The following is a 12,462-nucleotide window of genomic DNA, read 5'->3' on the forward strand; positions in this document are numbered from 1 at the left end:
TCGGCGGGTGCAGATCGTTCTCTACATCGCCGGACTGGTGGGGTTCGTCGCCCTCACCCTCGGCACCGCGCTGTTCGTGGCGGCCGAGTTCTCACTGACCGCCCTGGAACGGTCGGCCATCGATTCCGACGTCGACAAGCGCGGCGATCGGCGGTCGAGGATGGTGCAGCGTGCCCATCGCACGCTCTCCTTCCAATTGTCCGGGGCGCAACTGGGCATCACGATCACCACCCTGGTGACCGGTTACATCGCCGAACCGGTACTCGCCCAGCTGTTCACCCCCGCGCTGCAGGCCGCCGGTCTCGGCGCCGGATGGTCGACGGGAATCGCCCTGGCGCTGTCGCTGATCATCGCGACGTCGCTGTCGATGGTGCTCGGTGAACTGGTACCGAAGAATCTGGCCATCGCTCATCCGCTGTCGGTGGCACGTTTCACTGCCGGTCCGATGACCGGGTTCTCCGCGATCTTCCGGCCGATGATCACCGGACTCAACGGCGCCGCGAACTGGCTGGTCCGGCGTCTAGGGATCGAACCCGCCGAGGAACTGCGGTCGGGGCGGTCACCGCAGGAATTGGCGTCATTGGTCCGCAACTCGGCGCGCCAGGGTGCCATCGATCAGGACACCGCGACGCTCGTCGACCGATCGCTGCGGTTCGGCGACCTGACCGCGGAGGATCTGATGACGCCGCGGGTCACCGTCGAATGCCTCGAACGCACCGACACCGTGCGTGACCTCATCATCGCGTGTGCCCGCACCGGCCATTCCCGATTCCCCATCGTCGACGACGGCAGTCTCGACGAACTCATCGGTGTCGTGCACATCAAACAGGCCTTCACCATAGCGCCCGACGAGCAGACCACCACCTCGCTCGCGTCGATCGCGCGAGCGGTGACACGCGTACCGGTCAGCCTCGACGGTGACGCGCTGATGGAACAGATCAGGGCCGACGGGATGGAACTCGGTGTCGTCATCGACGAATACGGCGGTGCGGCGGGAATCGTCACCACCGAGGACCTCATCGAAGAGATCCTGGGCGATGTCACCGACGAACACGACTTCGAGCATCCCGATGTCGCCGCCGACGGCGACGGCTTCCTGTGCGCGGGCCTGCTGCGCACCGACGAACTGTTCGATGCCACCGGATACCGGGCGCCCGAGGGCTCGTTCGACACCCTGGGCGGCCTGGTGATGTTCGTCCTGGGACGCATCCCCGAGGTCGGCGACAGCGTCGAACTCCCCGCGCGGACACCGTCGACCGACGACGAGGAGGACACCGACGGCGACGAGTCCGATCCGGATTCGCAGACGAGATGGCGTGCCACCGTCACGCAGATGGATGGCCGCCGGGTCGACGTCGTCGCGCTGCAACCGCTGTCCGACGACGAACCGACGACCACGGAGGAGACGCGGTGAACGACATCTGGGCGATCATCCTCGCCGTCGCACTGCTCGCCGGGAACGCCTTCTTCGTCGGTGCGGAGTTCTCCCTCATCTCCGCGCGGCGCGACCGCCTCGAGGCCCTCGCCGACGAGGGCAAGTCGCGGGCTCGCACGGTCATCCGCGCCGGCGAACACCTGTCGCTGATGTTGGCCGCCGCACAGTTGGGCATCACGATCTGTTCGATCCTGCTCGGCCGCGTCGCCGAACCCGCGGTGGCCCACCTCGTCGAGGGACCGCTGCACCTCGCACACGTCCCCGAGTCCCTGCTGCATCCGATCGCCTTCGCCGTCGCACTGGCGCTCGTGGTGGTCCTGCACATCCTGCTCGGCGAGATGGTGCCCAAGAACATCGCACTGGCCGGCCCCGAGACGTCGGCGATGCTCCTGGTGCCGATTCATCTGCGCTTCATCACGATCGCCCGCCCGCTGGTCGCGTTCTACAACTGGCTGGCCAACATCACCCTGCGGGCGCTGCGGGTGGAACCCAAGGACGAACTGGATTCGACGGTGTCGCCGGTCGAACTGGCGCAGATGCTCGGCGAGTCCCGGGAGGAGGGGCTGATCGACGCCGAGGAGCACGCGCGTCTGAACCGTGCGCTGCGTTCGGTGACGCGCAGTGTCTCCGAGGTGCTGATACCGCTGGACCGGATGCGCAGCGTCGACGTCGAACGCGATCCGGTGACCGGCGGTACCGGTCCCCGTCTCGGCTCGGTGGAACGGGCCGTCAGCGACACCGGTTTCTCCCGGTTCCCGGTGCGCAGTATCGACGGAACCTACACCGGATACCTGCATCTGAAGGACGTCCTCGACGACATTCTCGACGACAGCGTCGGACCCGACACGATCATCGGCATCGACAAGATCCGCCCGCTACCGGTGATCGCGGCCGACGCCCCGATCGACGAGGCGACAGCGACGCTTCGTCGCACGAGTTCGCATCTGGGTGCCGTCGTCGACGACAGCGGCCGCACCATCGGGATCGTCGCCCTGGCCGATCTGGTCGAGGAGTTTGTCGGCACGGTCCGCGACGAAACGCATCGGGTGTGACCCGGTATGACCCGGATCCCGTCATGACCCTCACCGCGGTGAACACGGTTCTCACCGCGCCGGAATGGCAGGCACGGCGGGAGGCACACGAACGTCGCGTCGAGGAGATCATCGGCGACTACCTGCGCGCCCGGCGACGGGGCCGCAAACATCCCGTCCTCGACTTCCTGTTCACCTATTACTCGTCGCGCCCGTCCCACGTCACGCGGTGGCATCCCGGCTTCGGGGTCACGCTGCAGATCGACGGCACCCACACCGACAAGGACCGCGCCCGCGAGTATCTGGGGCTGCGGGGCTATCACCGGGTACCCGACGGAGTCACCGTCGATCCGGCGTATCTGCGGCAACGCGCGCGGGCCGTCGAGTCGGCGGACACACTCCTGGCCCGCACCGCCGCCCGCCCCGCCCGGCTGGGCTGCTTCGGCCTGCACGAGTGGGCGATGGTCTACCGCACCGACGACACCCGCCACCCCTACCCGCTACGGCTGGGCGCCGTCGGCACCGACGCCGTCGTCGAATCGATGCCGTTGCGCTGCACCCACTTCGACGCGTTCCGGTTCTTCACCGACGCCGCCCGACCCCGCAACGAGAACTCGCTGACACCGTCGGATCGCCTGGAGCGGGACCAGCCCGGCTGCCTGCACGCGACGATGGATCTATACCGCACCTGCTTCACGTTGGCACCGTTGCTCGACGCGCGTCTGACCTTGTCGGCGTTCGAAATCGCCCGCGACGCACGCGAACTCGATATGCGCGCCAGCCCCTACGATCTGAGCGCACTCGGCTATGAAGCGGTGCCGATCGAGACCCCGGCGGGCCGGGCCGCCTACGTCCGGGAGCAGACGGGGATCGCCGCGCGGGGCGCCGCTCTGCGGGCCGACATCGGTGCCGCGCTCGGACAACTGCGGTCGGTCATCGCCGCAGGCCAACGCCGTGCCGGAGGCGAGGTTCCCGGCGAGTAACATGGAAGGCCGCAAGCGCGAACCCCGAGCAGAAAGGCTCACATGTCGGACCGCATCATCGTCGACGGCCTGCAGGTCGACCCCGTTCTCTACGACTTCATCACCAATGAGGCGCTGCCGGGCACCGGTGTAGACAAGGACGCGTTCTGGTCGGGTGCGGCATCGGTGATCGCCGATCTCGCCCCGCGCAACGCCGAACTCCTCGCGATCCGCGACACCCTGCAGGCGAAGATCGACGACTGGCACCGTGATCACAAGGGCGCCGACTTCAGCGATCCGGCGGTCTTCGGTGAGTACAAGGATTTCCTGACCGAGATCGGTTACCTCGTCCCGATCCCCGACGATTTCCAGATCGGGACCGCCAATGTCGACCGGGAGATCGCCGAGACCGCGGGCCCGCAGCTCGTCGTGCCGGTCCTCAACGCACGCTTCGCCCTCAACGCCTCCAACGCCCGGTGGGGTTCGCTGTATGACGCGCTGTATGGCACCGACGTCATCTCCGAGGCCGACGGCGCCGAGAAGGGCAAGGGCTACAACAAGGTTCGCGGCGACAAGGTGATCGCCTACGCCAAGGACTTCCTCGACAAGGCGGTCCCGCTCGAGCAGTGCAGCTACACCGACGTCACGAAGTTCGCGGTGACCGACTCCGGTGTCACGGTGACCCTGGCCGACGGCACCACGTCCACCCTCGCCGACCCGTCCGCCTTCGCCGGATACCGCGGCGAGGCCGACGCGCCGACGTCGATCCTGCTGCGCCACAACGGCCTGTACCTAGACATCGAGGTCGACCCGACCTCCCCGATCGGCCAGACCGACCCGGCCGGCATCAAGGATGTCGTGATGGAGTCGGCGATCACCACGATCATGGACTTCGAGGATTCGGTCGCCGCCGTCGACGCCGACGACAAGGTCCTCGGCTACCGCAACTGGCTCGGCCTCAACAAGGGCGACCTCGCCGAAGAGGTCACCAAGGGCGGCAAGACCTTCACCCGTGTACTCAACGGCAACCGCGAGTACACCGCACCCGACGGCACCGGCTTCGATCTGCACGGCCGTTCGCTGCTGTTCGTGCGCAACGTCGGTCACCTGATGACCAACCCGGCCATCCTCGACGCCGACGGCAACGAAATCCCCGAGGGCATCCAGGATGCGCTGTTCACCTCGCTGATCGGGATGCACGGACTGTCCGGCGGCGAGAGCGGCCTACAGAACTCGCGGACCGGGTCGATCTACATCGTCAAGCCCAAGATGCACGGCCCCGACGAGGTGGCGTTCACCTCGGAGCTGTTCGGCCGCGTGGAGAAGGTGCTCGGCCTGCCGGAGAACACCCTCAAGGTCGGCATCATGGACGAGGAGCGTCGCACCAGCGTCAACCTCAAGGCCGCGATCAAGTCCGCCGAGAACCGGGTGGTGTTCATCAACACCGGCTTCCTCGATCGCACCGGCGACGAGATCCACACCTCCATGGAGGCGGGTGCGATGATCCGCAAGGGCGAGATGAAAAAGCAGAAGTGGATGCTCGCCTACGAGGACTCCAATGTCGACATCGGTCTGCACGCCGGTCTGCAGCATAAGGCGCAGATCGGCAAGGGTATGTGGGCGATGACCGACCTGATGGCCGACATGGTCGAGCAGAAGATCGGTCAGCCGCAGGCCGGCGCGACCACCGCGTGGGTGCCCTCACCCACCGGCGCAACACTGCACGCGATGCACTATCACCTCGTCGACGTGTTCGAGCGCCAGGACGAGATCGCCAAGCGTGACCCGGCCTCGGTCGACGACATCCTGACCATCCCGCTGGCCCCGAAGACCGATTGGTCCGAGGCCGAGAAGCGCGAGGAACTCGACAACAACTGCCAGTCCATCCTGGGCTACGTGGTGCGGTGGATCGATCAGGGCGTCGGCTGCTCCAAGGTGCCCGACATCCATGACATCGCCCTGATGGAAGACCGTGCGACGCTGCGGATCTCGAGCCAGCTGCTAGCCAACTGGCTGCGCCACGGCATCGTCAGCGAGGACGACGTCGTTGCCGCGCTCAAGCGGATGGCGCCGGTGGTCGATCGTCAGAACGAGGGTGATGCGACCTATTCGCCGTTGTCCCCGGATTTCGACACCAACATCGCCTGGCAGGCCGCCAAGGAGCTGATCCTCGAGGGCGCCAAGCAGCCCAGCGGGTACACCGAGCCGATCCTGCATCGCCGTCGCCGCGAGTACAAGGCAGCAGCGCAGGCATGAGCCGATGATCTCTCATCGGGCGGTGACCTCCACCGCCCGATGAGAGATCCTTCTATGGGAGGACCACCCGGTGGCACACCATCGCGTCGCCGATGACCGCAACAGGCTTCGGCATCGTGGGGTCGGCCGCGGCCTGGTCCTGACCCTGTTGTCGGTGGTGTTGGTGGCCGCCTGCGTCGTCGTCTGGTTCCAGATCGCCGATCACGTCGACCGTGAGGGCGACGCTGCCGCCGCCACGTGCGTGGACGGCAAGGCGACGGTGACCATCGCCGCGGACCCGGACATCGCTCCGGGACTCATCTCGCTCGCCGAGGTCTACACGCGCACGAATCCGGTGGTGCGCGATCACTGTGTGACCATCGCGATCCGCCCCAGCGACGCGAAGGTCGCCCTGACGTCACTGACCGGCTCCTGGGATGTCGCGTCGATGGGCGATCACCCCGCCGCCTGGATCCCGCAGTCGTCGGTGTGGGCGGCCGAACTCGTCATCGCCAAACCCGACCTCGTCGACGGCACCCCCGACTCGCTGGTGACCTCGCCGGTCGTCCTCGCCACCGCACCGCAACTCGGCGCGAAGGCCGACCAACTGGACTGGGGCCGGCTGCCCACCCTGGCCACACGCGACGACAGCCTCGACGACCTCGGTCTACGCGGCTGGGGATCGTTGCGGATGGCGATGCCGCGGGAGGCACAGTCGGATCCGTCGGCGCTGGCCGCGCAGGCGGTCGCCGCGCGGGTGAGCCGAACGACGGGACCCCTGACGGCCGCCGACGCGTCCACCGAGCGCGTGTCCTCCAGCATCCGCGCGCTCACCGGGTCTGCGCCGCGATCCCCGGACGGCACGCCGGTCGGTGCGGCCACCGCGATCGCCGAGGCCGCCGATCCCGCCACCGCCGACATCCACGCGGTGCCGATCACCGAACAACGCCTGTATCAACTCACCAAGGACGACTCGACACCCCGGCTGAGCGAGGTCATCCCGCTCGGCCCCACCCCGATCGCCGATTTTCCGGTCATCCGGCTCAAAGGGGACCGGGTCCCCGAGTTCGCCTCGGCCGCGGTGTCGGAGTTCGTGACGTTCGTCGAGGACCCCGACCATCTGCGCGCCCTGACCGCGCTCGGATTCCGTGGTGACGCACCGATGCCACCCAAGACGGCGACCGTCACCTTCCCGATGACCAACGATCCGATGCCCGGTCCGGAGGACCAGGCGATCGTCGACATCAATCGCCTGGTCTACGGGCCACTCACCTGAGGTCAGTCGGCAAAGGCCTCCACCGACGGGCAACTGCACACCAGGTTGCGGTCGCCGAACACGCCGTCGATGCGGCGCACCGCCGGCCACACCTTGGCTCGTGCCCCCACCGACGGAAGCCCTTGCGGATAGACCGCCAGCTCCCGGGAGTACGGGTGATCCCACTGTCCGACAAGACATTCCGCGGTGTGCGGCGCACCCCGTAGCGGGTTGTCGTCGACCGGCCAGACACCCGCGGCCACCTGATCGATCTCGCCGCGGATCGCGATCATGGCCTCACAGAACGCGTCGATCTCGTCGAGGTTCTCACTTTCGGTGGGCTCCACCATCAGCGTCCCGGCCACCGGGAAACTCATGGTCGGCGCGTGGAATCCGTAGTCGGCGAGGCGTTTCGCGACGTCGTCGACGGTGACACCGGTGGCCTTGGTCAACCCCCGCAGATCGAGGATGCACTCGTGTGCCACCCATCCACCGACGCTGCCGGTGTCCCCGGACCCGGCTTCGTGCCCGGTGTAGAGCACTGGGTAGTGATCGGCGAGACGGCGCGCGATGTAGTTGGCCGAGGCGATCGCGGTCAGGGTGGCGCGGCGCAGTCCGGCCGCCCCCATCATGGCGATGTAGGCGTAGGTGATCGGCAGGATCGACGCCGAACCGTAGGGCGCGGCCGAGATCGTCGGACCGCCGGGCAGCTCGGGTGCCAACGGGTGGCCGGGCAGGAACGCGGCGAGATGCCGGCGCACCGCCACCGGGCCGACACCCGGACCGCCCCCGCCGTGCGGGATGCAGAAGGTCTTGTGCAGGTTCAGATGGCTGACGTCCCCGCCGAACCGACCCGGACGCGCAACCCCCACCAGGGCATTCAGGTTGGCACCGTCGACGTACACCTGCCCGCCGGCGTCGTGCACCGCGGCGCAGATCTCGGCGATGTCGTGCTCGAACACGCCGTGCGTCGACGGGTAGGTGATCATGATCGCGGCCAGACGCTCACCGTGCTTGTCGATTTTCGCGCGCAGGTCGTCGACGTCGACGTCGCCGTTGGTCCGGCAGGCCACCACCACGACCCGCATCCCGGCCATCACCGCGGATGCCGCGTTGGTGCCGTGCGCGCTCGACGGGATCAGGCAGACGTCGCGGTCGAGGTCACCGCGGCTGCGGTGATAGCCGCGGATGGCCAGCAGTCCCGCGTACTCACCCTGCGATCCGGCATTGGGCTGCAGGCTGACCCGGTCGTACCCGGTGATGGCGACCAACCAGGACTCCAGGGTCGCGATCAGTTCGCGGATGCCCTCGCCGTCCTCGACGGGAGCAAAAGGATGCAGACCGGCAAAGCCCGGCCACGTGATGGGTTCCATCTCGGCCGTCGCGTTGAGCTTCATTGTGCACGACCCCAGCGGAATCATGCTGCGATCGAGCGCAATGTCCTTGTCCGACAACGCCCGCAAGTAGCGCAGCATCGACGTCTCGGTGCGATGCCGATTGAACGCCGGGTGGGTCAGATACTCACTGGTGCGTACTTCGACGGGTTGCGCGAAACTCCGCGGCGCGACGTTGCCGGCATCGAATGCACCGAGGACCGCGGTGACATCGGCGTCGGTGGTGGTCTCATCACAGGCGATCCGGAGCCGATCGTCGTCCACCTGCCACAGATTGACTCCCGCGCGATGTGCCGCGGCAACGATACGGCCGGCACGGCCCGGTGCCCGGACCTCGACGGTGTCGAAGAAGTCGGCGTGTTCGACCGCAAATCCGGCCGCGGTCAGGCTGTTGGCGATGAGGGCGGCACGCTCATGGACGCGGCGGGCGATCGCCCGCAGGCCGCTCGGTCCGTGGTAGGCGGCGTACATCGCCGCGACGACCGCCAGCAGCACCTGCGCGGTGCAGATGTTGCTCGTGGCCTTCTCGCGTCGGATGTGTTGTTCCCGGGTCTGCAACGACAGGCGGTAGGCGAGATTGTCGTCGGCGTCCTTGGACACCCCGACCAACCGGCCCGGCAGTTGGCGGGTGTACGCCGAGCGCACGGCAAGGTAACCGGCGTGCGGACCACCGAAGCCCATCGGCACACCGAATCGTTGCGTGGTCCCGAAGGCGACATCGGCGTCCTGTTCACCGGGCGGCGTGATGAGCGTGAGGGCCAGCAGATCGGCGCCGACGGCCACCAGTGCGCCGGCCTCGTGGGCGGCCGCGATGATCGGGGCGATATCGCGGATCCGGCCCGACGCGCCGGGCACCTGGAGGATGACGCCGAAGTAGTCGCCGTCGGGCAGGCCGTGCCCGGGCAGATCCGGGTGCAACGACGCCTCGACGACCTCGATGCCCAGCGGCTCGGCGCGGGTGTCGATGAGCGCACGGGTCTGCGGGAACAGATCGCCATCGACGACGAGCCGCGACGACTTCGACTTGCCGGCCCGCCGCAGCAGGGTCATGGCCTCGGCCGCTGCGGTGGCCTCGTCGAGCATCGATGCATTCGCGACCTCCAGTCCGGTGAGGTCGGCGACCATCGTCTGGAAGTTCAGCAGCGCCTCGAGCCGGCCCTGGCTGATCTCCGGCTGATACGGGGTGTAAGCGGTGTACCAGGCCGGGTTCTCGATCACGTTGCGCAGAATGACCGGGGGCGTGTGGGTGTCGTAGTACCCGAGACCGATCATCGAGCGACGCACGGTGTTGCGGGCGGCGAGTGAGGTGAGTTCGGCGAGGATCTCGGGCTCGGTCCGGGGTGCGGGCAGCGCGTCGAGTCCGTTGTCGCAGAGGCCGTTCTCGTCAATCGGATCGGCGATCACCGACGGGACGACGCGCGCGCCGAGTTCGTCGAGTGAGGACACGCCGAGGGCCGACAGGATGCGGGCGGTCTCGGCGTCGTCGGGGCCGACGTGACGGTCGACGAACGCAGGATGATCTGCTGCGGCAGGGGTCACGGGATGGGCAGAACCGGCGGGACGGGTCATGACGGGAGGCGACCTCTCGGGGGATCCGGCGTGCGCCGGATCGGCTGGGTCCTCCCCCTCTGTCATGCCCCCCGACCGGGGGGTCGGGCAGCGCCTGAGAGATTCGGTCCGTCGCGGCGTCACCGACGCGTGGGCCTTTCACCGTGGGCGGACGGGACAACCCGTCACTTTCCAGAGACGCCGTCTTTCATCACGGTCCGGGTGCCTGAGAGTTTGACGAGGAGGTGTTGCTCCTTCGGCGGCCGCCGCTACCCCTGGGTCCGGCGACGCTCTCCCGTGATGCAGCGACGCGCACACAGTGTACCTTCTGGCGACCTCACCAGCAGTCACCGTCGGCCCGCCGCCCGGTGACCGACCGGCGGGATTCACCCGCCCGCGTGAGGTGCTATCCGGTGCGGCGGGCGCGGCTCTTGCGACGCGCGGCGAGTTCGTCCTCCGGCGCGGTCTCGGTGACGCCGCCGTCGGCGCGCTCACCGGGGAAGTCGGAGATCGTCCCGGTCAGCTCCCGCATCGCACCGCTGACCGCGATGCCGAAGACTCCCTGGCCGCCCTGCAGGAGGTCGACGACCTCCTCGGCCGACGTGCATTCGTAGACGGTGGTGCCGTCGGAGAACAGGGTGATCCGGGCGAGATCCTCGACGCCGCGTTGCCGGAGGTGATCGACGGCGACGCGGATGTTCTGCAGCGAGATGCCGGTGTCGAGGAGTCGTTTGACAATCTTGAGGACGAGGACGTCCTTGAACGAGTAGAGCCGCTGACTTCCCGATCCGGCGGCGCCGCGAATCGACGGCACCACCAGCGAGGTCCGGGCCCAGTAGTCGAGCTGGCGATAGGTGATGCCGGCGATCTGGCATGCACTCGGGCCACGGTAGCCGACCAATTCGTCCGGAACGGTGTCGTTGGGGAAGAGTCCGGGCGCGATGTCCTCGAGGCTTCCCTGAGTCGCCTGCGCTGGGCGTGTCACGTCGCCGGTGCCGGTCGTCGGGTCGCTGTCCAACGGCTGATCGCCCACTGCAGACTCCTCGCCTGGGTATGAACCGGTGGTCGGACGTCGCTCGTCGACCACCTTCGGTGGTCTACCTTACGCGCCCGGGGACCGGTCGATGTCGTTCTCGTCGCCGGTGTCCGGCGACGTTCTCGATAGCGACGGTATGCCGGGGCCGGACCCCGAATCAACGCGACGCGCCCGGGGACCTCGACCTCTACTCGAGATGGAGGCGGACGGAGATCAGACGGTTGCCGTTCCGTGACGTGTCGCTACGCGACAGTCATGGGTTTCTCCGGCCAGGCGAGGCTAGGCACCGCCGCTGGCCTTGAAGTCATCCGGCGAAACGTTGTCGAGGAATTCTTTGAACTTCTCGACTTCGTCCTCCTTCTCGTCGGGAGCCTCATCGGACTCCTCGTCCGGAATCAGCAGTCCCGCCTCGGCCAGGACCTCTTCGTCGGCGATGATCGGCACCTCGGCGCGCATCGCGACCGCGATCGAGTCCGATGGCCGCGCCGAGACACGCATGTCGTTGGCGAACACCATCTCCGCGTAGAACGTGCCCTCCTGCATGTCGACGATGCGCACCTCGACCAGCGTCTGCCCGAAATCCTCGATGAGGTTGACGATCAGGTCGTGCGTCAGCGGACGCGGGGGTTCGATCCCCTTCTGCTGCAAGGCAATAGAGGCTGCTTCACTTTGCCCGATCCAGATGGGCAGGTAGCGGGCACCGTCGACCTCGCGAAGCAGGAGAACCGGCTGGCTCTGCGGCGGCTCGACCCGGATACCCACCACGCGCATCTCGCTCATTACCTGACACCTCCACGCCTCGACGTCGGACCTTCATGGTTGGACTCGACGCTACACCGCGGCACGCCGCGGCGACGGTTGTAGTCAGTCGAGCACGTCGCGAACCGCTGCCTTCACCAACTGGGTGTGCAGCGTCACCGACAACGCGGCGATCTCGCGGATCAATTCCTCGGCCCGGTCACGCGCACCGGTCCCCTTGCCCTTGGCGATCGGGTTCGCGATCTGGGCGACGAGACCGGCCTCCCGATCGGCGGACACCTTGAAGGCGCGCAGGTGCCGGGCCTCCACCCCGTAACTCGCCAGGGCGGCCGCCGCCTCGACCAGACGCACCGCGTCCTCGTCGAAGAACCCCGCCGGACCGGCGGTGAGCAGACCGTTGCGCTGCAACTCCGTGACGAACGCGGCGTCGACACCGGTCCGGTCGATCAGCACCTCGCGTGAGACCCGGCCGCCCCGAGCGCCGAAATCGGTGGCCGGCGCGACCGACGACCGTGCGGACGACAACAACCGGGGACCGCCACCCCCACCATCACCGTTGTCGATCGCCTCGAGTTGTTCCTTGATGACCTTGAGCGGCAGGTACCGATCACGTTGCGCGGTCAGCACGAATCGCAGTCGTTCACAGTCGGAGGTGGTGAATCGCCGATACCCCGACGGTGCACGCTCCGGGCTGATCAACCCTTCCGATTCCAGGAATCGGATCTTGGATATCGTGACGTCGGGGAAGTCCTCGCGCAGCAACGCCAGAACCGTGCCGATCGACATCGGTCCGTCGCCGCGCTGTCC

Annotated in this window: 9 protein-coding genes and 1 riboswitch; of the genes, 5 read left to right on the plus strand and 4 right to left on the minus strand. The window is 67.6% G+C overall.

Features of this window, described 5'->3' with window-relative positions; genetic code table 11:
• Positions 1–7: 7 nt before the first annotated feature.
• The 5 genes from ACWETB_RS15890 (at position 8) to ACWETB_RS15910 (ending at position 6,939) form a co-directional block, all read left to right on the plus strand.
• The gene (locus tag ACWETB_RS15890) at positions 8–1,414 is read left to right on the plus strand and encodes a hemolysin family protein (protein ID WP_449744376.1); all 1,407 of its coding nucleotides are present in this window, start codon (positions 8–10) and stop codon (positions 1,412–1,414) included.
• Positions 1,411–2,487, plus strand: a complete 1,077-nt coding sequence (locus tag ACWETB_RS15895) for a hemolysin family protein (RefSeq protein WP_449744375.1) — start codon at positions 1,411–1,413, stop codon at positions 2,485–2,487. Before ACWETB_RS15890 ends, ACWETB_RS15895 begins: the two co-directional genes overlap by 4 nt.
• A 23-nt stretch (positions 2,488–2,510) precedes the next feature.
• Positions 2,511–3,449 (plus strand): 3-methyladenine DNA glycosylase, encoded by a 939-nt coding sequence (locus ACWETB_RS15900; RefSeq protein WP_449744374.1) that lies wholly within the window; start codon positions 2,511–2,513, stop codon positions 3,447–3,449.
• A 42-nt stretch (positions 3,450–3,491) separates the two neighbouring features.
• Positions 3,492–5,684: a malate synthase G gene (locus ACWETB_RS15905; RefSeq protein WP_452212179.1), complete on the plus strand. Its 2,193-nt coding sequence runs from the start codon at positions 3,492–3,494 to the stop codon at positions 5,682–5,684.
• Between the two features lie 70 nt (positions 5,685–5,754).
• The gene (locus tag ACWETB_RS15910; protein ID WP_449744372.1) at positions 5,755–6,939 is read left to right on the plus strand and encodes a hypothetical protein; all 1,185 of its coding nucleotides are present in this window, start codon (positions 5,755–5,757) and stop codon (positions 6,937–6,939) included.
• Positions 6,940–6,941: 2 nt separating this feature from the next.
• Here ACWETB_RS15910 and gcvP read toward each other — a convergent pair whose 3' ends face one another.
• The 4 genes from gcvP to ftsR all read right to left on the minus strand — a co-directional run bounded on the left by gcvP (position 6,942) and on the right by ftsR (position 12,441).
• Positions 6,942–9,881 (minus strand): aminomethyl-transferring glycine dehydrogenase, encoded by a 2,940-nt coding sequence (gene gcvP, locus ACWETB_RS15915; protein WP_449744371.1) that lies wholly within the window; start codon positions 9,879–9,881, stop codon positions 6,942–6,944.
• A gap of 183 nt (positions 9,882–10,064) precedes the next feature.
• A riboswitch (glycine riboswitch) is annotated at positions 10,065–10,168 on the minus strand.
• Between the two features lie 98 nt (positions 10,169–10,266).
• Positions 10,267–10,893, minus strand: a complete 627-nt coding sequence (locus tag ACWETB_RS15920; RefSeq protein ID WP_348805893.1) for a MerR family transcriptional regulator — start codon at positions 10,891–10,893, stop codon at positions 10,267–10,269.
• 282 nt (positions 10,894–11,175) lie between these two features.
• Entirely contained in the window at positions 11,176–11,676 is a 501-nt protein-coding gene (locus ACWETB_RS15925) for a bifunctional nuclease family protein (protein ID WP_452212182.1), read from the minus strand.
• An 84-nt stretch (positions 11,677–11,760) separates the two neighbouring features.
• Positions 11,761–12,441, minus strand: coding sequence for a transcriptional regulator FtsR (ftsR, locus tag ACWETB_RS15930; RefSeq protein WP_449744369.1), 681 nt, complete (start codon positions 12,439–12,441; stop codon positions 11,761–11,763).
• Positions 12,442–12,462: the final 21 nt, after the last annotated feature.

It is taken from the genome of Gordonia sp. NPDC003950, from assembly GCF_053605205.1.